Genomic DNA, 21540 nt, shown 5'->3' on the forward strand with positions numbered 1-21540 from the left:
TCGCAATGAAACGTCTGTTGCTGGCGCTTGGCGGCGCCGCCCTTCTCGCGACCGCGACCGCACCTGCGTTCGCGCAATCGGCTACCGCGCACCCCGTCGTGCAGCTGAAGACCTCGCAGGGCGACATCCGCGTCGAGCTCTACCCGGAGAAGGCGCCGAAGTCCGTCGCCAACTTCCTCGATTACGTGAAGGCCGGCCAGTACAACGGCACGATCTTCCATCGCGTGATCAAGGGCTTCATGATCCAGGGCGGCGGCTACAAGACCAACTTCGAGGAGAAGCCGACCCGCGCGCCGATCCCGCTGGAGAGCCGCAATGGTCTGAAGAACCTGACGGGCACGATCGCGATGGCACGCACGAGCGATCCGAACTCGGCCACCGCGCAGTTCTTCATCAACACGGTCGACAACAGCGGCCTCGACTACCCGAACCCGGACGGCAACGGCTATGCGGTGTTCGGCAAGGTCGTGTCGGGTCTCGACGTCGTGAAGAAGATCGAAGGCGTCGCGACGACCTCGCGCGGCCCGATGCAGGACGTGCCTGCGCAACCGATCGTGATCGAATCGGCCAGCATCGTCTCGAAGTAAGAACCTGCCGGCCCGTCCGGCGACTCACGCGGCCGCGTCGCACGACCGGCCGCGTGCCATTTAAACCGCCTCACCGAAGGAATTCATCATGGTTGAACTGCATACGAACCACGGCGTGATCAAGCTCGAGCTCGACGCCGCGAAGGCACCGAAGACGGTCGAGAACTTCCTGAACTACGTGAAGAAGGGCCACTACGACGGCACCGTGTTCCATCGCGTGATCAACGGCTTCATGATCCAGGGCGGCGGCTTCGAGCCGGGCCTGAAGCAAAAGCCGACCGACGCGCCGATCGACAACGAGGCGAACAACGGCCTGAAGAACGACAACTACACGGTCGCGATGGCGCGCACGAACGATCCGCACTCGGCGACCGCCCAGTTCTTCATCAACGTGAACGACAACGACTTCCTGAACCACTCGTCGCCGACGCCGCAAGGCTGGGGCTATGCGGTGTTCGGCAAGGTCGTCGAAGGCCAGGACGTGGTCGACAAGATCAAGGGCGTCAAGACGGGCAACGCTGGTTTCCACCAGGACGTGCCGACTGACGACGTCGTGATCGAGAAGGCCGTCGTAGTCTGACGCGCAGCAAGTAACGGAGGCACTTCGATGTTGCAGGAGAGTCCGCCGCGAAGCGTCTCCGCGGGCGTGCCGGGCGAGCGCGAATACGCGCAAGCCGCACGCCCGTTCCTGTTTCTCTCCGATCTGCACCTGAGCGAAGCGATTCCGAAGACGGTCGCCGCGTTCGAGCATTTCGTGAAATACACCGCCGACAGCGCCGACTCGGTGTTCATCCTCGGCGACCTGTTCGAATACTGGATCGGCGACGACATCCTCGACGACGATCCGTTCGCGGCACGCATGGCCGCGCTGATGCACACGCTCTCGGAACGCGGGATCGCGCTCTACGTGATGCACGGCAACCGCGATTTCCTGCTCGGCAGGCGCTTCATGAAGGCAGCCGGTGCGATGCTGCTGCCCGACCCTTCGCTGATCATGGCGTTCGGCCAGCGCATCGTGCTCGCGCACGGCGACGCGCAATGCACGGCCGACCGCGGCTACCAGGTGTTCCGCCGCTTCGCACGCAACCGCGTCGCGCAATGGCTGTTTCTCGCGTGGCCGTTGCGCATGCGCCGCGCGCTCGCGCAACGCATGCGCTCAAACAGCGAAGCGGGCCGGATGCGCCCCGCTTCGGCGATCTACGATGTCACGCGCGAAGGCGTGGCCGCACTGTTCCGAAAGAGCCGCGCGGCCGTGATCATTCACGGCCATACGCACCGCCCGGCGAGCCACGCCGAACCGGGCGGCATACGCTGGGTGCTGCCCGACTGGGATCTCGACCACGGCAGGCCGCGCGGCGGCTACCTGCGCGTCGACGCGGAAGGCATCCACGCGATGCCGCTCGACTGACGCCGCCCGCCGCTGCCGTCGTACCGACGGGCAGCCGTGGGCGTACTTCGCATTACGCCTGGCGCTCGACCGTCTTTCCTTCCAGCACCGCCGACAGCCGGCGCAGGTCGAGACGCGCCGCATCGGCGCCCTGCAGCGTTTCCAGATGCGTACCGAGCCGCTCGAGCGCGGCGACGATCTCGTCGACGCGGCGACTTTCCTTCGCCGCATGATCGATCAGCCCGTGAATCGCGAGTGACATCGGGTCGTCGGCATTCGGCGTGATCCCGTATGCGCAGAATGCCGCACGTTCAGGCTGCGGCTTCGGCTGCGCCGGCATGACGACGCGCGCCGGATTGCCGACCGCCGTGCCGCCCGCCGGGACCGGCTTCACGACGACTGCGTTCGAACCGATCTTCGCACCCGCACCGACCGTGAAGCCGCCGAGCACCTTCGCGCCCGCACCGACGATCACGCCGGCCTCGAGCGTCGGGTGGCGCTTGGCGCCGCGCGTGAGCGACGTGCCGCCCAGCGTCACGCCCTGATAGATCGTGCAGTCGTCGCCGACGATCGCCGTCTCGCCGATCACGACACCCATCCCGTGATCGATGAACACGCGTCGGCCAATCGTCGCGCCGGGGTGGATCTCGATCCCCGTCAGGAACCGGCCGGCCTGCGACACGAAACGCGCGAGCCAGTAGCGCTTCGCGCGCCAGCAGGCGTGCGCGAAACGATGCAGCACGAGCGCATGCAACCCCGGATAACAGGTCAGGACTTCCCATGCACTGCGAGCGGCGGGATCCCGCTCGCGAATCGTTGCAACGTCTTCGCGCAGTCTCGTGAACATGATTGTGGTCTGGGAAAAGGCCGGCGCGCACCGCCGACAATGACGGGCCGTTATCGCGCCAGGTAATTTATTTATGACGTTCGGCGATTGTAGGGCGAGTCACGAACGGCCGCACGAGCTCGCAAGTTCACCCCGCCGCTGGCGAGGGTATTCGGGCGCAACGCTTGGCTGTTGCGGAGTTTGCGGGGGTGGTCGACCGGGTGGAACGATCGGCCCCGGCGCTTGCGGCGGCCGACGTCGCACCGGCCCGACGGGGCGTTGCCCCGCGCGCCGAGACATCCGGCAACCCGTGCGCCGGCCGCTTACGCGTCGCCGTCGGGCTTGCCCGATTTCAGCAGGATGTGCTTCGCGACGCCGCGCAGGATGTTGACCTCCTCGCGCTCGAGACCCGTGCGCGCGAACAGGCGCCGCAGCCGCGGCATCAGCTTCTTCGGGTTGCGCGGATCGAGGAAATCGAGCGCGATCAGCGCGTTCTCGAGGTGCACGTACATCCGCTCGATCTCGTCGCTCTGCGCAAGCGTGCCGGCTTCGCCCGACGGTTGCGTCGACGGCTCGCTCGCCTGTTCGAGAAACGCGACACGCAGCTCGTACGCGAGCACCTGCACGGCCTGTGCGAGATTCAGCGAACTGTAGGCCGGGTTCGCCGGGATATGCGCCAGCGCGCTGCACTGCTCGACATGCTCGTTCGCGAGACCCGTGCGCTCGTTGCCGAATACGAGCGCGATGTCGCCCGTGCCGACCTGCGCGCACGCCTGCGCGGCAGCGGCACGCGGCGCCAGGCGCGGCGGCCCATATTCGCGCGTGCGCGCGGTCAGCGCGATCGACCAATGAACGCCGGACAGCGCGTCGCCGAGCGTCGGCACGACATGGGCGGACGCGAGGACGTCGTCCGCGCCGCTGGCCATCGCGATCGCCTCGGGATCGCTCTGCACGTGCGGCACGCGCGGCGCGACCAGCACGAGACGCGAAAAGCCCATCGTCTTCAGCGCGCGGGCGGCCGCCCCGACATTGCCGGGATGGCTCGGCTCGACGAGCACGAAACGGGTGGACGTGAAGCCGCCGGACGGCGGCCAGGACGAGGCCGCGCCCGGCTCGGACGGCGCGGCGGTGATCTGCGGGGTTTCCACTACGATACGACTCGGTTCATCAGAATGGCAGTATGGTATCGCCATCGCCGCGGCAAACCCACTCGTCCGGACGGATAGTGGGGGTTTCCCCGTATTCCGGCCGCCTGAAACCGCCGAAAATCGGGTAAAATCATGCCTTTACGCGTCGCGCACCGTGCGGCGCGGGTCGTACCCCGTTCTTTGTCAATTCGCGTCTCACCTCGCCTGCCGCGCTTGCGCCGTGCCGGGCGGTTGTTCCACTTCGTGGCGGCCCATGCCGCCGGCTACAGGATCCAGGCTCATGCATCCCATGCTCAACATTGCTGTCAAGGCTGCGCGCCGCGCCGGACAGATCATCAATCGCGCGTCCCTCGATCTCGACCTGATCGAGATCCGCAAGAAGCAGCAGAACGACTTCGTCACCGAAGTGGACAAGGCCGCCGAAGACGCGATCATCGAGACGCTGAAAACCGCCTACCCCGACCACGCGATCCTCGCGGAAGAATCGGGCGAGTCGGAGAACGAATCCGAATTCAAGTGGATCATCGATCCGCTCGACGGCACGACCAACTTCATCCACGGCTTCCCGTACTACTGCGTATCGATCGCGCTCGAGCACAAGGGCGTCGTCACGCAGGCTGTCGTCTACGACCCGAACAAGAACGACCTGTTCACGGCCACCCGCGGCCGCGGCGCGTACCTGAACGACCGCCGCATCCGCGTCGGCCGCCGCGACCGCCTGTCGGACGCACTGGTCGGCACGGGCTTCCCGTTCCGCGAAAAGGACGGCCTCGATGCCTATGCGCGCCTGTTCACCGAAATGACGCAGGCCTGCACGGGCCTGCGCCGTCCGGGCGCGGCCGCACTCGATCTCGCGAACGTCGCGGCCGGCCGCCTCGACGCATTCTTCGAGCAGGGCATCAACGTGTGGGACATGGCAGCGGGCAGCCTGCTGATCACCGAGGCCGGCGGCCTCGTGGGCAACTACACGGGCGACGCCGATTTCCTGCATCGCCATGAAATCGTCGCCGCGAACCCGAAGATCTACGCGCAGATGATCCCGATCCTGAAAGGTTACACCCACGTGCATCCGGCGGCGGAGTAAGCCCCGGCCGCGCCTGCGTGGCGCGGCTTTCGCGCATACCGCTCGCGGGCACCTTCGTGACGGCGCACCGTTCGCCTCCCGGTTGCCGGGAGGCGGGACAATCTTCCCGTACAAGGGTCGCTTCGTGCGCCTATCCTGAAGTTGCTTGAGTGGTTCGGGCCGGTCGTCGCACTGCCGCTTGCACCGCTTTCCCCGCAATGACAGCGAATGGTTTGCGTCCGGCATGCCCGCACGGCGGAGAACACCGCCGGCCTCCCGGCCCCCGACCGTATCAACACCGCCACGACGCCGTGGCAATCGCATCCGAGTCCCCATGTTACGGCTAAGCGAAATTAAACTCCCCCTCGACCACCCCGAAAGCGCGCTTGAGGCCGCGATTCGCGAGCGCCTCGCGGAGCTTGGCGTGGCCGAGGACGGGCTCCTCCGTTACACCGTGTTTCGCCGTGCGCACGATGCGCGCAAGCGCGCCGACATCAAGCTCACGTACATCGTCGATGTCGAAGTCACCGACGAAGCGGCCGCGATCAAGCGCCTCGCCGGCAAACCGCATTGCGGCGTGACGCCCGACATGGCGTACCACTTCGTCACGAAGGCGCCCGAGCACGGCAATTTCCTGCGCCCGGTCGTGATCGGCATGGGGCCGTGCGGCCTGTTCGCGGGGCTGATCCTCGCGCAGATGGGTTTCCGCCCCATCATCCTCGAACGCGGCAAGGCCGTGCGCGAGCGCACCAAGGACACCTTCGGCCTGTGGCGCAAGAGCGTGCTCAACCCCGAATCCAACGTGCAGTTCGGCGAAGGCGGGGCCGGGACGTTTTCCGACGGCAAGCTGTACAGCCAGATCAAGGATCCCAATCACTACGGCCGCAAGGTGCTGGACGAATTCGTCAAGGCGGGTGCGCCGGACGACATCCTGTACCTGAGCCGGCCGCACATCGGCACGTTCCGACTCGTCAGCATGGTGGAAAAGATGCGCGCGTCCATCCACGAACTGGGTGGTGAAGTGCGTTTCGAAACGCGGGTCGACGACATCGAGATCGATCAGGGCAAGGTGCGCTCGCTGAAGCTCTCGAACGGCGAAACGCTGCGGTGCGACCACGTGGTGCTGGCCGTGGGCCACAGCGCGCGCGACACCTTCCAGATGCTGCACGATCGCGGCGTCTATATCGAAGCCAAGCCGTTCTCGCTGGGTTTTCGCATCGAGCATCCGCAGGGGCTGATCGACCGCAGCCGCTTCGGCAAGTTCGCGGGACACAAGCAGCTCGGCGCGGCCGACTACAAGGTGGTGCACCACTGCAGCAATGGCCGCGCCGTCTACAGCTTCTGCATGTGCCCGGGCGGCACGGTGGTCGCGGCGACTTCCGAGCCGGGCCGCGTGGTCACCAACGGGATGAGCCAGTATTCGCGGGCCGAGCGCAATGCCAATGCGGGCATCGTCGTCGGCATCACGCCGGACGACTATCCGGGCGGCCCGCTGGCGGGCATCGCGTTCCAGCGCAAATGGGAAGAGCGCGCGTTCGAACTCGGCGGCGGCGATTACCGCGCGCCGGGCCAGCTGGTCGGTGATTTCATCGCGGGCCGGCCGTCGACGTCGCTCGGCTCCGTGGAGCCGTCGTACAAGCCGGGCGTGAACCCGACCGATCTCAGCACCGCGCTGCCGGACTACGTGATCGAAGCGATCCGCGAAGCCCTGCCCCAGATCGACAAGAAGATCGCCGGCTTCGCGATGCACGATGCGGTGCTCACCGGTGTCGAGACGCGCACGTCGTCACCGATCCGGATTCGACGCAAGGACGATTACCAGAGCATGAACGTCGAAGGCCTGTATCCGGCTGGTGAAGGTGCGGGGTATGCAGGCGGCATCTATTCGGCAGCCATCGACGGAATCGAAGTCGCGCAGGCGGTGGCGCTCAGCATGACGTCGGCGCACGCGGCCTGATGGACGAAACGAGTCGGCGCGCAAAGGTTCTCGACCTGAGCGGCGCCGACTTTCGCTTGGCCGCTCGTGAGCGCGGTTGGACAGCGGCATGAGAACGACCGCCGCCGGTCGCGCAATCTCCGGCAACCTGGCCGAATGGCGAACTTCGCGCGTGCATGCCGAAGCCACTGGTAAACTCGGGCAACCAAAGCAACAACTTCACGCCTGACTTATGACCACGCTGTCGCCCGACGCCTTCGCCGGCCACACCCCGATGATGCAGCAGTACCTGCGCATCAAGGCCGACCATCCCGACACGCTTGTCTTCTACCGGATGGGCGACTTCTACGAGCTGTTTTTCGAAGACGCGGAGAAAGCCGCTCGCCTGCTCGACCTGACCCTCACGCAACGCGGCGCGTCGGCCGGCACGCCGATCAAGATGGCCGGCGTACCGCACCACGCGGTCGAGCAGTATCTCGCGAAGCTCGTGAAGATGGGCGAGTCGGTCGCGATCTGCGAACAGATTGGCGACCCGGCCACATCGAAGGGCCCCGTCGAACGCAAGGTCGTGCGCGTCGTCACGCCCGGCACGCTGACCGATGCCGCGCTTCTGTCCGACAAGAACGACGTTTACCTGCTTGCGATGTGCACGGGCCACAACAAGCGCGGCGTGGCGGTGAACATCGGCCTTGCGTGGCTCAACCTCGCGAGCGGCGCGTTGCGCCTCGCCGAAATCGAACCCGACCAGCTCGCTGCCGCGCTCGAGCGCATCCGGCCGGCCGAGATCCTGACGCCGGACGGCGCGACCGACGCCTTACCCGCGGGCGCGGGCGCAAGCAAGCGCGTACCGGCATGGCACTTCGACATCGCGTCGGGCACGCAGCGCCTGTGCGACCAGCTCGATGTCGCAAGCCTCGACGGTTTCGGTGCGCATTCACTCACGAGCGCGTGCGGCGCAGCCGGCGCGCTGCTGCTCTACGCAGCGGCCACGCAAGGGCAGCAACTGCGGCACGTGCGCAGCCTGAAGGTCGAGAATGAAACCGAGTACATCGGTCTCGATCCGGCCACGCGCCGCAACCTCGAACTGACCGAGACGTTGCGCGGCACCGAGTCGCCGACCCTGTATTCGCTGCTCGACACCTGCTGCACGACGATGGGCAGCCGTCTGCTGCGTCACTGGCTGCATCACCCGCCGCGCGCGTCGGTCGCCGCGCAGTCGCGCCAGCAGGCGATCGGTGCGCTGCTCGACGCACCGGCAAACGCAAGCCTCGATGCGCTGCGCAGCGCGCTGCGCCAGATCGCCGACGTCGAACGGATCACCGGGCGTCTCGCGCTGCTCTCGGCGCGCCCGCGCGACCTGTCGAGCCTGCGCGACACGTTCGCCGCACTGCCGGCGCTGCGCGAGCGCCTCAGCGCGATCGCCGCGAATGCGGATGCGCTCACGCGTGTCGATGCGGCGCTCGCACCGCCCGCCGAATGCCTCGACCTGCTGACGAGCGCGATTGCACCCGAGCCGGCCGCGATGGTGCGCGACGGCGGCGTAATCGCGCGCGGCTACGATGCCGAGCTCGACGAGCTGCGCGACATCTCGGAGAACTGCGGGCAGTTCCTGATCGATCTCGAAGCGCGCGAACGCACGCGCACCGGCATCGCGAACCTGCGCGTCGAATACAACAAGGTGCACGGCTTCTACATCGAGGTCACGCGCGGCCAGACCGACAAGGTGCCCGACGACTACCGCCGCCGCCAGACGCTGAAGAATGCCGAGCGCTACATCACGCCCGAACTGAAAACCTTCGAGGACAAGGCGTTGTCCGCTCAGGAACGCGCGCTGGCGCGCGAGCGCGCGCTGTACGACTCGGTGCTGCAGGCGCTGTTGCCGTTCATCCCCGAGTGCCAGCGCGTCGCCTCGGCGCTCGCCGAACTCGACCTGCTCGCCGCATTCGCCGAACGCGCCCGCGCACTCGACTGGGTCGCACCGACCTTCACCGACGAGATCGGCATCGAAATCGAACAGGGCCGCCACCCGGTCGTCGAAGCGCAGGTCGAACAGTTCATCGCGAACGACTGCCGCTTCGGCACCGAGCGCAAGCTGCTGCTGATCACCGGCCCGAACATGGGCGGTAAGTCGACGTTCATGCGGCAAACCGCACTGATCGCACTGATGGCGTACGTGGGCAGCTACGTGCCGGCCAAGTCGGCATGCTTCGGCCCGATCGACCGGATCTTCACCCGCATCGGCGCGGCGGACGATCTCGCGGGCGGCCGCTCGACGTTCATGGTCGAGATGACCGAAGCCGCTGCGATCCTCAACGACGCGACGCCGCAAAGCCTCGTGCTGATGGACGAGATCGGCCGCGGCACGTCGACGTTCGACGGCCTCGCGCTCGCGTGGGCCATCGCGCGCCACCTGCTGGCGCACAACGCTTGCTACACGCTGTTCGCGACGCACTACTTCGAGCTGACGCAACTGCCGGCCGAATTCCCGCAAGCGGCCAACGTCCACCTGTCGGCCGTCGAGCACGGCCACGGCATCGTGTTCCTGCACGCGGTCAACGAAGGCCCGGCCAACCAGAGCTACGGCCTGCAGGTCGCGCAACTCGCGGGCGTTCCGGCGCCCGTGATCCGCGCCGCGCGCAAGCACCTCGCGTATCTCGAACAGCAGTCGGCGTCGCAGCACACGCCGCAACTCGACCTGTTCAGCGCGCCGCCGGTGGCCGCCGACGATCTCGAATGCGCGGACGCGCCGGCGCTGCCCGACACGCCGCATCCGGCGCTCGAAAAACTGCGCGACATCGATCCCGACGATCTCAAGCCGCGCGAGGCGCTCGACCTGCTGTACGAATTGCGCACGCTGGTCCGGACGCACGATGTCGACGGACACGCGTAAGCGCGCCCCGCGCGGCGTGCCGGCTCGCACGGCGGCCGCGCTCGTCGCAGCCGTGCTCGCGCTCGCGCAAGCCACCGCTTCGGCCGCGCCGCCGAAGCGCAGCACCGCGCCCTACTCGTTCGCGGTCGTGTCGGATGTGATCAACGCCCCTGCGGACGAACCGGCCGCCCAGCGGCTGCTCGACGCGATCGCGCGCGAGCGCAACCTCGCGTTCGTCGTCTATGCAGGCAATCTCAAGGGTTCGAAGGAAGCATGCCGCGATGCGCTGTATTCGCAGCGCGGCGCGATCCTGGATGCGGCACGCGTGCCGCTCGTGTTCATTCCCGGCCACGACGACTGGGTAACGTGCAACACCGCGACCGGCGGCGGCTACGACCCGGTCGAGCGGCTCGACTTCCTGCGGCAGACGCTGCTCGCCGATTCGGCACTGCCCGGCCCCGGCGCACTGCAGATCACGCGGGAAAGCGAAGTCGCACGGTTCCGGCCGTATCGGGAAAACACCCGCTGGATGCGCGACGACATCGTCTACGTCGCGCTCAACGCGCCGGCGCCGAACAACCACTACCTGACGGCCGGCGGCCGCAACGGCGAATTCGAGGATCGCATCATCGCGAACGGTTTCTGGATCGACCACGCGGCCGAATACGCGAAGCGGCGCGAGGCACGCGCGATGGTGGTGATGTTCGAAGGCGATCCACGGTTCGAACGCTATGAACGCGCGGAACGCTTCGCATGGCTGCACTTCAACCGGCCGCGCGTGCGCGACGGCTTCCGTGAGTTGAAACGAACGCTGGTGAAGGCGGCGGCGACGTTCCGCGGCCCGATACTCGTGATGCACGCAAGCGGCGAACCGCTTGCGAACGGCTTTCTGATCGACCGTCCGCTGCGCGCAGACGACGGTGAACTGGTAGGAAACGTCACGCGCGTCGCGATCGGACCGCGCCATCCGACGAATCAGTGGATCAAGGTGAGCGTGTCGCCGGCACGGCAGACGATCTTCAACGTAAGCCTGCAGGAGGTGCCGAAGAACCTCCCTGTGCCGCCCGCGCTGCCGCTCGTGCCGCATGACGACGTGCCGCTGCCGCAGATGCCGGAAATCCCCGCGTTGCCGGCGCTGCCCGACTCGTCGTCGGTCGCGCCGCCGTTGCAGGGTGACAGCGCCGCACCGGGCGGCGCGTCGGGGCCGGCGCCCGGCCTGCCTGCGAGCTCAGTGCAGGGTGCGCCCTGACGGCGCTTCACCGTCTTCGTCTTCGTCCTCGTCGACGATTTCGAGCCCTTCTGCGCCATGCGCGTGCTCATGCTCGATTTCGTCTTCGGTTGCTTCGCGAACGTCCTTCACGGTCAGTGCGAAACGCAGCGCCATGCCTGCCAGCGGGTGGTTGCCGTCGAGCACGACCTTGTCTTCGGCGATATCGGTGACCGTGTAGATCAGCGAATCGACCTCCTCGTCGCCGTCTTCCGGCGTGCCTTCGAACTGCATACCCACTTCGAGCGGCTCGGGAAAACGGTCGCGCGGCTCGATCTTCACGAGTTCGGGATCGTAGTCGCCGAACGCGTCCTGCGGCTCGAGCTGAACCTGCGCCTCGTAGCCGGGCTCGTGGCCGTCGAGCTGTTCCTCGATCTTGGGGAACGTGCCATCATAGCCGCCGTGCAGATAGACCATCGGCTCGTCGCTTTCCTCGATCAGATTGCCCTGTACGTCCGACAGCTTGTAAGTGACCGACACGACGGTGTTTTTTGCGATTTTCATCCAATTCTCCCAAATACAACTCTCATTATACGATGCGCAACCGGTCTCAAGCCGAACCGCGGGATGCCGCTGCCGCCCCGCTCGGCGCGCCGCCTTCCGATCTTCCCACACCGCTGCTCGGCGGTCTTACGCCGGCGCAATTCATGCGCGGCTACTGGCAGAAGAAGCCGCTCCTGATCCGCCAGGCGATCCCCGGCGTCGCGTCGCCGGTCTCGCGCGACGCACTGTTCGAGCTCGCAGCAGACTATGACGCGGAATCGCGACTGATCACCCATTTTCGTAACAAGTGGCAACTGAAGCACGGCCCGTTCGAGCCCGACACGCTGCCGGCCGTCACGCGCAAGGCCTGGACCCTGCTCGTGCAGGGGCTCGACCTGCACGTCGATGCCGCGCGCGCACTGCTCGACCGCTTCCGCTTCATCCCCGATGCGCGTCTGGACGACCTGATGATCTCGTATGCGACGGACGGCGGCGGCGTCGGCCCGCATTTCGATTCATATGACGTATTCCTGCTGCAGGTCGAAGGCCGGCGCCGCTGGCGCGTCGGTGCGCAGAAGGACCTGTCGCTGCAGCCGGACGTGCCGCTGAAGATCCTCGAAAACTTCGAGCCGAGCGACGAATGGGTGCTGGAACCCGGCGACATGCTCTACCTGCCGCCGCACATCGCGCACGATGGCGTCGCCGAAGGCGAATGCATGACCTGCTCGATCGGCTTCCGGGCCCCGTCCGCCGGCGAACTGGGCGCCCAGTTCCTGTACTATCTCGCGGAGCGTGGCGGCCTGCGCGACGGCTGCGGCGACGACCTTTACCGCGATCCGAAGCAGCCGGCCGTCGACACGCCCGCGCAGTTGCCGCCGGCGATGGTCGAGCGCGTTGCCGAGATCGTCGACGCGATCCGCTGGCGCAAGCGGGACGTCGCCGAATTCCTCGGCTGCTACCTGAGCGAGCCCAAGCCGAACGTCGTTTTCGACCCGCCGGCGCGCCCGCTGTCCGAGGCCGCGTTCGTCACGCAAGCATCACGTCGTGGCGTGTGTCTCGACAGAAGGGCCGCATTGATGTATAACGCGCGCTCGTACTTCATTAATGGCGAAGAAGGATCACTCGAGCAGGCCGGCGAATGGCTGCCCGAACTGGCCAATCAACGCAAGATGGAGGCGAAACGGTTTGTAACACTATCCCGGGTTCCCTCGATGACAGCCTTGTTGCACGAGTGGTATTGTGCGGGCTGGATACGGGTCGGAAGCCGGAATTAGTGTGAGTCGCCCCGTATACCCGTACGGATCAAATTCTGTATGGGAAAGACAACGTATTGACCCCGCATTTGTCGACGGTCGATAGGAAAGTGCATATAATTTCCGCCCAAGCCGTAGGGAAGATTCACGCTCTAGAAGTGCATCTCCACCAGCGGCCCAGGTCGGTGTTGGAGCACATTACCGGTATTGTTTCGCGCTGTTGCTTACCTTTAACCATAAAAGGACGTGATCATGAAGAAATCCCTCCTCGTAGCTTCCCTGTTGGCTGCTGTTGCACTGGCTGCTTGCAACAAGAGCGCTGATCAAGCTGCTTCGTCGGCTGCAAGCGACGCGGCTGCTGCTGCTTCGTCGGCTGCTTCGGCAGTTGCTGGTGCTGCGAGCGACGCTTCGGCTGCTGCTTCGTCGGCAACGGCTGCTGCGAGCGACGCTGCTGCTGCAGTGGCGTCGGCTGCTTCGGCAGCGACGGCTGCTCCGGCTTCGGGCGCAAGCCAGTAAGCCTCAGCGTCAGCTGAAAAAAAACCGGCCCGAGGGCCGGTTTTTTTACGTCTGCCGTTTCCGCGTCTGTCGCACGGCAGCCACACCGGGCCGCCGCAGCGGCCCTGCCCCGCTCATCCCAGCGCCAGCCAGTCGAAGCCCGCGTCCTGCGTGGCCACGACCACGTCTTCCCCGGTCGTCCCCAATACGCCGCCAAACGCCTGACGGACCAGCTCCGGCAGATTGTTCTGCTGGCTCAGGTGCGCCGCGACCAGGTGCTTGAGGCGGCTGCGTTCAAGCGACGCAAGGATGTCCGCCGCCGCGTCATTGCTCAGGTGGCCGTGGTTGCCGCCAATACGTGCCTTCAGCGACTGCGGATAGCGGCTCGCGGCCAGCATCGCGGTGTCGTGGTTGGATTCGAGCACCAGCGCGTCACAGCCGCTCAGCACGGCCGTGATGTGAGCCGTGGCCATCCCGACGTCCGTCAGCACGCCGAGCCGGCTGGAGCCGTCCATAAAGACAAACTGGAGCGGTTCGCGCGCATCGTGAGGGACCGTATAGGGCATCACGGCCAGATCGCGTATCGCGGCCGTCTCGTCGCCCCACAGCACGTGGAGATCGACATCGGCCTCGTCCGCGCCGACCGCGCGCGCGGTACCCCAGCTCATGTAGAGCGGCAGCGATGCGCGACGGGCGAGCGTCAGCGCACTGCCGACGTGGTCGCTGTGTTCGTGGGTAATGAGGATCGCATCGAGATCCCCGATGCAGAGATTCAATCGGCCGAGCCTGCGCTCGACCTCCTTGGCGGAAAAGCCGCAGTCGAGCAGCACGCGGGTGGTCGTCGTGCCGCTCGAGGCCTCGACGACCAGCGCGTTGCCTTCGCTGCCGCTTCCGAGGCTGGAGAATCGCACGCGCTCAGTTCAGCTGCGCGTGGAGCAGCGAAATGATCCGCTGCGCGTCCGACGAGTTGTCGACCTGGCCGTCTGCGCCGACCACTGCGACCAGCGTGCCGCCATTGCCCTGTGCGCGCACGTTGACCAGGAATTCCTTGCCCGGCTTCGCGGCCGACGGGCCGCCGTAGAACAGCTTGCCGAACAGGCCGTCACGCTTGAGCTCTTCCATCGTGTTCGCATAGCGCACGGTGTACACGCCCTTCTCGCGATCGCGATTGTCGACCGCGAAGTTGGTGCGGTCGAGCGCCAGGCCCACACGCAGCCATGCGCGGTCGAACGACTCGGCCAGTTGCAGCGTCGCCCCGCCGCTGCTCGTGTCGCTGACCTGCGCCGGTGCCGTCGCGGGACGTGCATCGGTCAGCAGCTGCTTCGCCTGCGCATCGGTCAGGCCGAACTTCTGCATCAGCTTCGACAGGAATACGGCTTCGAGCACCGGGTTGCGCGGACGCTCTTCCCAGCGCGACGACGTGCCGCCCTGCGGGCCGACCATCATTTCTTCCATCGCGCTGTGCGTGATCGAGATATCGGTGTTGCCGTCCGACGTGCGGTTCACGAGCGTACGGAAACGGTCGCGCGTGCCGGACGAATACGCGAAATCGATGACCTTGCCGATCGTGCGGCGGAACCAGTCGTCGGGAATGTTCGCGCGGTTTTCAGCCCAGTCGGTCGCCATGATGCCCGTCGACGGTGCATCGGTCTTCAGCGAGAAGCCGTTCTCCTGCCAGAACTCCTTCAGGATCGGCCACAACTGCTCGGGTGTCCGGCCATCGACGACGAGCCAGCGGCGATCGCCGTCGCGCTCGATGTGCATGCCGAGCGGATCCTGCGCGCTCGGGATGCCGTCGGTCGCGTTGCCTGCCTGCGTCGTGACGCGCGGCGGCAGCGTGCCGAGCCCGGCGTTGGTCGGCGGCGCGACGAACTGCTGGGTCGTCGGCACCGGCTTCAGGTCGCTCGGCACCGCAAGCGGCGGCGCCGAACCGGTGTTCTTGTAGTTGACCCGGTCAGGGGCCAGGTAGTCGTTCAGCGTATCGCAGCCGGCGAGCGCGCCCAGCGCCAGCACCACCACCGACATCTGGATGGCGCGAGAGGAAAAGGCGAAACGTTTCATGAAATCCTTCGTCTTGCTAGAACGCTCGTCAGGAGCGGCGCCGGACGGAGCCGGCCGGTGCGGGTTGATCAGGGTTCGAGCCGGCGGCCGCAGGACGCGGCCGCCTCGGCATCAGGCGAGGACGCCGGCCTCGGCGAGGGCCGAACGCACGGCGTCGTGGCAGCGCTCGTCGAGCGCCGTGAGCGGCAGCCGGATGCCGCCCTGCATCTTGCCCATCGCCTGCAGCGCCCACTTCACCGGAATCGGGTTCGCCTCGATGAACAGGTTCTTGTGCAGCGACAGCAGCTTCATGTGCAGCGCGCGGGCCGTCTGTACGTCGCCGGCCAGCGCCGCGCGGCACAGGTCGCTCATCGCACGCGGTGCGACGTTCGCCGTCACCGAGATGTTGCCGTGGCCGCCGAGCAGCATCAGCGCGATCGCGGTCGGATCGTCGCCGCTGTAGATCGCGAAATGCTTCGGCGCGGCCTTGATCAGGTGCGCGGCGCGATCGATGTTGCCGGTCGCTTCCTTCACACCGATGATGCCCGGCACGTCCGCGAGGCGCAGCATCGTCTCGTTCGCCATGTCCGCGACCGTGCGGCCCGGTACGTTGTACAGGATCACCGGCAGATCGACCGCTTCGGCGATCGTCTTGAAGTGGCGGTACATGCCTTCCTGCGTCGGCTTGTTGTAGTACGGCACGACCTGCAGCGTCGCGTCCGCGCCGACAGCCTTCGCGTGCTTCGTCAGCTCGATCGCCTCGGCGGTCGAGTTGCCGCCCGCGCCCGCGATGATCGGGATGCGTTTCGCCGCATGCTCGACCGCCGTGCGGATCATCAGGATGTGCTCTTCGACGTTGAGCGTTGCCGACTCGCCGCTCGTGCCGACCACGACGAGCGCATCGGTGCCTTCCGCGATATGCCAGTCGATCAGTTTGCGAAACGCCGGCAGGTCGAGACTGCCGTCTTCGAGCATCGGGGTGACGATCGCGGGGATGCTGCCGCGGATTTGAATGCCGTCTTGGGTGCCGTTAGCCATGAAACGCGATTGAGGTTATGTACCGGTAAACATTGAGATTGTAGCGGATTAGCCGGGCAGTTCGTAACGTGGAATTCCCGCCCCCGCCTTCGGGGTCGCGCCCTCGCGCACTGCGCAGAGACGCTGGACGAACGCCTCGCGCGGCGCGGCGACGAACCCGTCCTCGTACGCGACCACCCGCAGGCGGCCATGCACGGCGTCCAGCAGCTCGCCCGGGGCGAGCAGGAACGCGGGGTTGGACGGTTTCCCGACCGTTTCGTTTCCTTGCGCGAAGGTTTCGTAGATGAGCACGCCACCCGGCGCCACCGCATCGAGCAGATGGGGCCAGAGCGGACGATGCAAATAATGCGTAACGACCACCGCCGCAAACTGCTCGCCGGCCGGCAGCGGCCAAGGCGCGCCTTCTAGATCGGCGTCGCGTGCATCGACGCCCGGCATCGCCCGCAATACGGCCAGTGCGGCCGGATCGCGATCGAGTGCGACGACCGGATGCCCGTGCGACGCGAACCAGCGCGCATGGCGGCCGCCGCCCGCAGCAACATCCAGCACCGCGCCGCCTGACGGCACGAGCCGCGACCATTGCGCGACCCAGCGCGACGGCTCGGCCTGGGCGACGTGGCCGCCCGCGGCGGCGATGACGGATGCACTCATGCGGTCGATCAGTTGTAGGACAGGCCCATCGCGTCGCGCACGTCGCGCATCGTTTCCGTCGCGTACTTGCGCGCCTTGTCGCAACCGTCCGCGACGATCGCGCGCAGCAGCGACGGATCGTCCATGTACTTCTGTGCGCGCTCGAGCATCGGCTGCTGTTCGCGCAGGATGCCTTCGACGACCGGCTGCTTGCAGTCGAGGCAGCCGATGCCCGCCGAGCGGCAGCCCTTCTGCACCCAGTCGTGCGTCGCTTCATCGGTATAGACCTGGTGCAGCTGCCACACCGGGCACTTGTCGGGATCGCCCGGATCCGTGCGACGCACGCGCGCGGGATCGGTCGGCATCGTGCGGACCTTCTTCGTGATCGTCTCGGCGTCCTCGCGCAGGCCAATCGTGTTGCCGTACGACTTCGACATCTTCTGCCCGTCGAGGCCGGGCATCCGCGATGCTTCGGTCAGCAGCGCCTGCGGCTCGACCAGGATGATCTTGCGCGCGCCTTCGAGATAGCCGAACAGGCGCTCGCGGTCGCTCATCGACAGGCTCTGCGATTCCTGCAGCATCGCGCGCGCCTGTTCGAGCGCCTCGTCGTCGCCCTCCTGCTGATACGCGTTGCGCAGCTCGTGATAGAGCTTCGCGCGCTTGCCGCCGAGTTTCTTTGCAGCATCGAGCGCCTTCTCCTCGAAGCCCGGCTCGCGGCCGTACAGGTAGTTGAAGCGGCGCGCGATCTCGCGCGTCATCTCGACGTGCGGCACCTGGTCTTCACCGACCGGCACGAGCGAGCCGCGATACAGCAGGATGTCGGCCGCCATCAGCACCGGATAGCCGAGGAAGCCGTAGGTCGACAGATCCTTGTCCTTCAGCTTCTCCATCTGCTCCTTGTAGGTCGGCACGCGTTCGAGCCAGCCGAGCGGCGTGCTCATGCCGAGCAGCAGCGCGAGTTCGGCATGCTCCGGCACCTTGCTCTGGATGAACAGCGTGGCCTGCGCCGGATCGATACCGGACGCGAGCCAGTCGATCAGCACGTCCCACACGTTCTTCTCGATGACCTCGGGAGTCTCGTAGTGCGTCGTCAGCGCATGCCAGTCGACGACGCAGAAGAAGCACGGGTACTCGGACTGCAGTTTCACCCAGTTTTTCAGCACGCCGTGGTAATGACCGAGGTGCAGCGACCCGGTGGGCCGCATGCCGGAGAAAATACGTTCAGGGAACATGATTGTCGTTAGAGAAGCGAAGCGAATGGGGACAGGATGGCGCTCAGGACGGCATAGCCGACGTTGACGAGCGGGCGCAGCCAGAAGTTCGTCAGCACGCCCGTCGCGACCAGCAGGAGGACGATGATGAAACCGTACGGCTCGATGCGCGACAGCGCGATCGATTGCTTCGTCGGCAGCAGCGCCGCCAGGATGCGGCCGCCGTCGAGCGGCGGCAACGGAAACAGGTTCAGCACGCCGAGCACGAGGTTCGCGCTGACGCCCGCAAACGCCATCCGCGTGAAAAACGGCTCGTCGATGCCGACGGCAGGCAGCACGAGGGTCAGCACGCCCCAGATCAGCGCCTGCACGAAGTTGCAGGCCGGCCCCGCGAGCGATACCCACAGGCTGCCCCAGCGCGGATCGCGCAGGTTGCCGAACGACACCGGCACCGGCTTCGCATAGCCGAACAGGAACGCGCCGCCCGTCAGGAAATACATCGCGAGCGGGATCGCGATCGTGCCGAGCGGATCGATGTGGCGCATCGGGTTGAACGACACGCGCCCCATCATGTAGGCGGTGTTGTCGCCCAGCAGGCGGGCGGCGTAGCCGTGCGCGGCCTCGTGCAACGTGATCGCGAAGATCACGGGCAGCGCGTAGACGGCGATGGTCTGTATCAGGGAAGCATCCATATCGCGTTATTGTAACAAGCGCACTCGCGCAAAAAATGGAACGGCGCGCTTACGCCGCCGAGAGTCCGAACGGTTCGAGCGCGCCACGCCCCGCACGCACGAGCTCGGGCTCGTCGCCGGTCAGGTCGATCACCGTCGACGGCTCGCGCGGGCATGCACCGCCGTCGATCACGAGGTCGACCTGTTTCTCGAGCCGCATGCGGATTTCTTCGGGATCGTTGAGCGGCTCGTCGTCCGGCGGCAGGATCAGCGTCGTGCCGAGCAGCGGCTGGCCGAGCGATTCGAGCAGCGCGAGCGTAATCGCGTGATCGGGCACGCGCAGCCCGATCGTCTTGCGCGACGGGTGCGACAGCCGGCGCGGCACTTCCTTCGTGGCCTGCAGGATGAAGACGTACGGGCCCGGCGTCACCGACTTGATCTGCCGGTACTGGCGGTTGTCGACCATCGCGAAGTTGGCGAGCTCCGACAGGTCGCGCACGAGCAGCGACAGGTGCTGCCTCTCGTCGAGGCCGCGAATCCGGCGCACGCGCTCGACCGCGTCCTTGTCGTCGAGATGGCAAGCGAGCGCATAGCTCGAATCGGTCGGCATCGCGATCACGCCGCCCTTGCTGACGATTTCCACGGCCTGCTTGATCAGGCGCGGCTGCGGATTATCCGGATGAATCCTGAAGAACTGGGACATGGGGGTACGTAAAGGGGGAGAAGTCGGGTGCGCGCGGCCGACAGCAACGCGGGTGGCAGGCCGCCGCCCGGTGTCAGAGCCAGCGCTCCCAGACCGGCGTCAGGTCGGGCGGCAACGGCGGCAGGCTGCCGAGCTCGACACGGCCCTCGCCTGGCGCATGGAAATCCGAGCCGCGCGACGCTTCAAAGCCGAAGCGGCGTGCGACGTCCGCGTATTCGCGGTACTGGTCGGGTGTGTGGCTGCCCGTGACGACCTCGATCGCGCGGCCGCCCAGATCGATGAACTCGCCGAAGAACGCGTCGAATTCGACGGGCGTATAGCGGTAACGGCCCGGATGCGCGACCACGGCTTCGCCGCCGGCCGCCCGAATCCATGCGACGGCGTCGGGCAGCGTCGCCCAGCGGTGCGGGACGAACCCGGGCTTGCCGTCGCCGAGCATACGATCGAACACATCGGACGTCGACGTGGCGTGACCGTTCTCGACGAGAAAGCGGGCGAAGTGCGTGCGCGAGATCAGGTCGGGATTCGACACATACTTCAACGCGCCTTCGTACGCCCCGGGAATGCCGAGCGTGGCGAGCTGCTCGCCGATCGCTACCGCGCGCGCCGCGCGGCCGTGGCGCGTGCGGTACAGGCCGTCGACCAGCACCGGATTCGCGGGGTCGACATTCAGGCCGACGATGTGCACGGTGCGCGACGCCCACGTGACCGAAATCTCGACGCCGCTCAGGTAGCGCATGCCGAGCGCTTCCGCTTCGCTGCGCGCCGCCGCCTGGCCGCCGATCTCGTCGTGGTCGGTCAACGCCCACAGGGTCACGCCGCCGGCATGAGCGCGGCGCGCGACGTCGGCAGGCGGCAGCAACCCGTCGGAAACATTCGAATGGCAGTGGAGATCGGCGTTCATTGTAGGCATGGCAGGTAAGGCTTCATTCTACTGCAACGCGGCAATGCGCCGCCCGCCTGCTCCGCCGCTGCCGCCGTGCGCTTACGCGCAGAACGCCTCGATCAGCGCCGCGATCTGCTCGGGCTGGTCGTGATGCACCATGTGGCCGGCATCTTCGACGAGCTTCTCGCGCCAGTCGGGGAACGCATTGAAACGCGCCTTGAATTCCGGCAGCGGGATGTCACCAGCGATATGTGCCAGCGTCGGCGAATTGACGGCCTCGACGTGCAGCACCTTCGCGCGTACCTGTGCCCAGGTGGCCATCACTTCGTCGAGCCGGTACAACTGCGGGCCCGGCATCTTGTGCGCGGGGTCGGCCAGCAGGTGGTAGAGGCCGTCGTCGCCGCGCGTCGACCAGTGCGCGGCGAGGAACGCCGCACGGCGCGGGTCGAGGCGCGGATTGGTCTTGGTCAGGCGCGCCGCCACGTCGTCGAGTGACGCATAAGGACGCAGGGCGGGCGGTTCGCGCAACTCGTCGAGCCAGGCGCGCAGCCGGCGCGGCGCCTGTTCGGCCCGCGCGGGCGCCAGCCCGAAACCCTCGAGATCGACCACACGCCGCACGCGCTCCGGCCGCGCGCCGGCATACAGGCACACGACGTTGGCGCCCATGCTGTGCCCGACCAGATTGACTTCGCCGGTCGGCGCATAGTGGTCGATGAGCGCATCGAGGTCGCCCAGGTATTCGTGGAACCAGTAGTGACCGCCGCCCTGCCGGGCGACCGGCCAGTCGGACAGCCCGAAACCGCGTGCATCGGGCGCGATCACCTGCCAGTCGCCCGCGAGTGCATCGACGACGAACTGGAACGACGCCGCGACGTCCATCCAGCCGTGCAGCATGAACAGCGTCGGCGCATCGGGCCGGCCCCAGCGCCGGACATGCAGCTGGACGCCGCGCACCGTGACGATATCGGAAACAGAACCCGAGGCACTCATAGCAGCCGCCAGAAAAAAGAATGGTCGTTCGATTATAGCGGCGCCGCCTCCATTTCG

Annotated in this window: 22 protein-coding genes; 10 read left to right on the forward strand and 12 right to left on the reverse strand. The window is 66.6% G+C overall.

Features of this window, described 5'->3' with window-relative positions:
- The first annotated feature begins 5 nt into the window (after positions 1–5).
- The 3 genes from ACPTTC_RS12150 (at position 6) to ACPTTC_RS12160 (ending at position 1995) form a co-directional block, all read left to right on the forward strand.
- Complete coding sequence (locus ACPTTC_RS12150) at positions 6–587, forward strand: peptidylprolyl isomerase (RefSeq protein WP_011352517.1); 582 nt, start codon at positions 6–8, stop codon at positions 585–587.
- A gap of 88 nt (positions 588–675) precedes the next feature.
- Entirely contained in the window at positions 676–1167 is a 492-nt protein-coding gene (locus ACPTTC_RS12155) for a peptidylprolyl isomerase (protein ID WP_006478428.1), read from the forward strand.
- 27 nt (positions 1168–1194) lie between these two features.
- Complete coding sequence (locus ACPTTC_RS12160; protein WP_226196686.1) at positions 1195–1995, forward strand: UDP-2,3-diacylglucosamine diphosphatase; 801 nt, start codon at positions 1195–1197, stop codon at positions 1993–1995.
- Positions 1996–2047: 52 nt separating this feature from the next.
- On the opposite strand, the gene cysE is transcribed toward ACPTTC_RS12160, so the two are convergent.
- Together cysE and ACPTTC_RS12170 are read right to left on the reverse strand one after the other, a co-directional pair.
- The gene (gene cysE, locus ACPTTC_RS12165) at positions 2048–2821 is read right to left on the reverse strand and encodes a serine O-acetyltransferase (RefSeq protein ID WP_319000818.1); all 774 of its coding nucleotides are present in this window, start codon (positions 2819–2821) and stop codon (positions 2048–2050) included.
- Between the two features lie 302 nt (positions 2822–3123).
- Complete coding sequence (locus tag ACPTTC_RS12170; RefSeq protein WP_423392621.1) at positions 3124–3948, reverse strand: RNA methyltransferase; 825 nt, start codon at positions 3946–3948, stop codon at positions 3124–3126.
- Between the two features lie 280 nt (positions 3949–4228).
- On the opposite strand from ACPTTC_RS12170, the gene ACPTTC_RS12175 reads away from it, so the two are divergent.
- The 4 genes from ACPTTC_RS12175 to ACPTTC_RS12190 all read left to right on the forward strand — a co-directional run bounded on the left by ACPTTC_RS12175 (position 4229) and on the right by ACPTTC_RS12190 (position 11065).
- Positions 4229–5032: an inositol monophosphatase family protein gene (locus ACPTTC_RS12175; RefSeq protein WP_039364710.1), complete on the forward strand. Its 804-nt coding sequence runs from the start codon at positions 4229–4231 to the stop codon at positions 5030–5032.
- A gap of 313 nt (positions 5033–5345) precedes the next feature.
- On the forward strand, positions 5346–6968 hold the full coding sequence (locus ACPTTC_RS12180; protein WP_423392622.1) for an NAD(P)/FAD-dependent oxidoreductase: 1623 nt from the start codon (positions 5346–5348) through the stop codon (positions 6966–6968).
- Positions 6969–7179: 211 nt separating this feature from the next.
- Positions 7180–9837, forward strand: coding sequence for a DNA mismatch repair protein MutS (mutS, locus tag ACPTTC_RS12185; RefSeq protein WP_423392623.1), 2658 nt, complete (start codon positions 7180–7182; stop codon positions 9835–9837).
- On the forward strand, positions 9818–11065 hold the full coding sequence (locus tag ACPTTC_RS12190) for a hypothetical protein (RefSeq protein WP_423392624.1): 1248 nt from the start codon (positions 9818–9820) through the stop codon (positions 11063–11065). The genes mutS and ACPTTC_RS12190 overlap by 20 nt, the downstream gene beginning before the upstream one ends.
- On the opposite strand, the gene ACPTTC_RS12195 is transcribed toward ACPTTC_RS12190, so the two are convergent.
- On the reverse strand, positions 11045–11587 hold the full coding sequence (locus ACPTTC_RS12195) for an FKBP-type peptidyl-prolyl cis-trans isomerase (protein WP_175953461.1): 543 nt from the start codon (positions 11585–11587) through the stop codon (positions 11045–11047). The genes ACPTTC_RS12190 and ACPTTC_RS12195 overlap by 21 nt on opposite strands.
- Before the next feature lie 32 nt (positions 11588–11619).
- On the opposite strand from ACPTTC_RS12195, the gene ACPTTC_RS12200 reads away from it, so the two are divergent.
- Genes ACPTTC_RS12200 through ACPTTC_RS12210 form a run of 3 tightly spaced genes read left to right on the forward strand, consistent with a single transcriptional unit; the run spans position 11620 to position 13335 of the window.
- Positions 11620–12840: a JmjC domain-containing protein gene (locus ACPTTC_RS12200; protein WP_423392625.1), complete on the forward strand. Its 1221-nt coding sequence runs from the start codon at positions 11620–11622 to the stop codon at positions 12838–12840.
- 56 nt (positions 12841–12896) lie between these two features.
- On the forward strand, positions 12897–13142 hold the full coding sequence (locus tag ACPTTC_RS12205; RefSeq protein ID WP_075122947.1) for a hypothetical protein: 246 nt from the start codon (positions 12897–12899) through the stop codon (positions 13140–13142).
- Positions 13072–13335 (forward strand): hypothetical protein, encoded by a 264-nt coding sequence (locus ACPTTC_RS12210; protein ID WP_021162672.1) that lies wholly within the window; start codon positions 13072–13074, stop codon positions 13333–13335. The genes ACPTTC_RS12205 and ACPTTC_RS12210 overlap by 71 nt, the downstream gene beginning before the upstream one ends.
- Before the next feature lie 113 nt (positions 13336–13448).
- Here the strand turns inward: ACPTTC_RS12210 and ACPTTC_RS12215 are convergent, their stop codons facing one another.
- The 9 genes from ACPTTC_RS12215 to ACPTTC_RS12255 all read right to left on the reverse strand — a co-directional run bounded on the left by ACPTTC_RS12215 (position 13449) and on the right by ACPTTC_RS12255 (position 21483).
- Positions 13449–14225 (reverse strand): MBL fold metallo-hydrolase, encoded by a 777-nt coding sequence (locus tag ACPTTC_RS12215; protein WP_423392626.1) that lies wholly within the window; start codon positions 14223–14225, stop codon positions 13449–13451.
- A gap of 4 nt (positions 14226–14229) precedes the next feature.
- Complete coding sequence (gene bamC / locus ACPTTC_RS12220) at positions 14230–15375, reverse strand: outer membrane protein assembly factor BamC (RefSeq protein WP_226196674.1); 1146 nt, start codon at positions 15373–15375, stop codon at positions 14230–14232.
- Positions 15376–15486: 111 nt separating this feature from the next.
- Positions 15487–16392, reverse strand: coding sequence for a 4-hydroxy-tetrahydrodipicolinate synthase (gene dapA, locus ACPTTC_RS12225; RefSeq protein ID WP_423392627.1), 906 nt, complete (start codon positions 16390–16392; stop codon positions 15487–15489).
- A gap of 48 nt (positions 16393–16440) precedes the next feature.
- Complete coding sequence (locus ACPTTC_RS12230) at positions 16441–17043, reverse strand: class I SAM-dependent methyltransferase (protein WP_423392628.1); 603 nt, start codon at positions 17041–17043, stop codon at positions 16441–16443.
- A gap of 8 nt (positions 17044–17051) precedes the next feature.
- Positions 17052–18254, reverse strand: coding sequence for a tryptophan--tRNA ligase (locus ACPTTC_RS12235; protein WP_011352534.1), 1203 nt, complete (start codon positions 18252–18254; stop codon positions 17052–17054).
- An 8-nt stretch (positions 18255–18262) separates the two neighbouring features.
- Positions 18263–18925: a site-2 protease family protein gene (locus tag ACPTTC_RS12240; RefSeq protein WP_175953476.1), complete on the reverse strand. Its 663-nt coding sequence runs from the start codon at positions 18923–18925 to the stop codon at positions 18263–18265.
- Positions 18926–18974: 49 nt separating this feature from the next.
- A complete protein-coding gene (locus ACPTTC_RS12245) occupies positions 18975–19607 on the reverse strand; it encodes an L-threonylcarbamoyladenylate synthase (protein WP_175953478.1) in 633 nt (210 codons plus the stop codon).
- Positions 19608–19680: 73 nt separating this feature from the next.
- Positions 19681–20511: a 3',5'-nucleoside bisphosphate phosphatase gene (locus ACPTTC_RS12250; protein WP_423393355.1), complete on the reverse strand. Its 831-nt coding sequence runs from the start codon at positions 20509–20511 to the stop codon at positions 19681–19683.
- 81 nt (positions 20512–20592) lie between these two features.
- Positions 20593–21483 (reverse strand): alpha/beta fold hydrolase, encoded by an 891-nt coding sequence (locus tag ACPTTC_RS12255; RefSeq protein WP_423392629.1) that lies wholly within the window; start codon positions 21481–21483, stop codon positions 20593–20595.
- Between the last annotated feature and the right edge of the window lie 57 nt (positions 21484–21540).

Origin of the sequence: Burkholderia mycopellens, from assembly GCF_964265025.1 — a bacterium.
Lineage (GTDB): Bacteria > Pseudomonadota > Gammaproteobacteria > Burkholderiales > Burkholderiaceae > Burkholderia.

Coding starts and splice junctions, on each gene's coding strand:
- ACPTTC_RS12150 (WP_011352517.1), top strand. CDS start 6: ATGAAACGTCTGTTGCTGGCGCTTGGCGGCGCCGCCCTTCTCGCGACC.
- ACPTTC_RS12155 (WP_006478428.1), top strand. CDS start 676: ATGGTTGAACTGCATACGAACCACGGCGTGATCAAGCTCGAGCTCGAC.
- ACPTTC_RS12160 (WP_226196686.1), top strand. CDS start 1,195: ATGTTGCAGGAGAGTCCGCCGCGAAGCGTCTCCGCGGGCGTGCCGGGC.
- cysE (WP_319000818.1), bottom strand. CDS start 2,821: ATGTTCACGAGACTGCGCGAAGACGTTGCAACGATTCGCGAGCGGGAT.
- ACPTTC_RS12175 (WP_039364710.1), top strand. CDS start 4,229: ATGCATCCCATGCTCAACATTGCTGTCAAGGCTGCGCGCCGCGCCGGA.
- ACPTTC_RS12180 (WP_423392622.1), top strand. CDS start 5,346: ATGTTACGGCTAAGCGAAATTAAACTCCCCCTCGACCACCCCGAAAGC.
- mutS (WP_423392623.1), top strand. CDS start 7,180: ATGACCACGCTGTCGCCCGACGCCTTCGCCGGCCACACCCCGATGATG.
- ACPTTC_RS12190 (WP_423392624.1), top strand. CDS start 9,818: ATGTCGACGGACACGCGTAAGCGCGCCCCGCGCGGCGTGCCGGCTCGC.
- ACPTTC_RS12195 (WP_175953461.1), bottom strand. CDS start 11,587: ATGAAAATCGCAAAAAACACCGTCGTGTCGGTCACTTACAAGCTGTCG.
- ACPTTC_RS12200 (WP_423392625.1), top strand. CDS start 11,620: ATGCGCAACCGGTCTCAAGCCGAACCGCGGGATGCCGCTGCCGCCCCG.
- ACPTTC_RS12210 (WP_021162672.1), top strand. CDS start 13,072: ATGAAGAAATCCCTCCTCGTAGCTTCCCTGTTGGCTGCTGTTGCACTG.
- bamC (WP_226196674.1), bottom strand. CDS start 15,375: ATGAAACGTTTCGCCTTTTCCTCTCGCGCCATCCAGATGTCGGTGGTG.
- dapA (WP_423392627.1), bottom strand. CDS start 16,392: ATGGCTAACGGCACCCAAGACGGCATTCAAATCCGCGGCAGCATCCCC.
- ACPTTC_RS12230 (WP_423392628.1), bottom strand. CDS start 17,043: ATGAGTGCATCCGTCATCGCCGCCGCGGGCGGCCACGTCGCCCAGGCC.
- ACPTTC_RS12235 (WP_011352534.1), bottom strand. CDS start 18,254: ATGTTCCCTGAACGTATTTTCTCCGGCATGCGGCCCACCGGGTCGCTG.
- ACPTTC_RS12240 (WP_175953476.1), bottom strand. CDS start 18,925: ATGGATGCTTCCCTGATACAGACCATCGCCGTCTACGCGCTGCCCGTG.
- ACPTTC_RS12245 (WP_175953478.1), bottom strand. CDS start 19,607: ATGTCCCAGTTCTTCAGGATTCATCCGGATAATCCGCAGCCGCGCCTG.
- ACPTTC_RS12250 (WP_423393355.1), bottom strand. CDS start 20,511: ATGAACGCCGATCTCCACTGCCATTCGAATGTTTCCGACGGGTTGCTG.
- ACPTTC_RS12255 (WP_423392629.1), bottom strand. CDS start 21,483: ATGAGTGCCTCGGGTTCTGTTTCCGATATCGTCACGGTGCGCGGCGTC.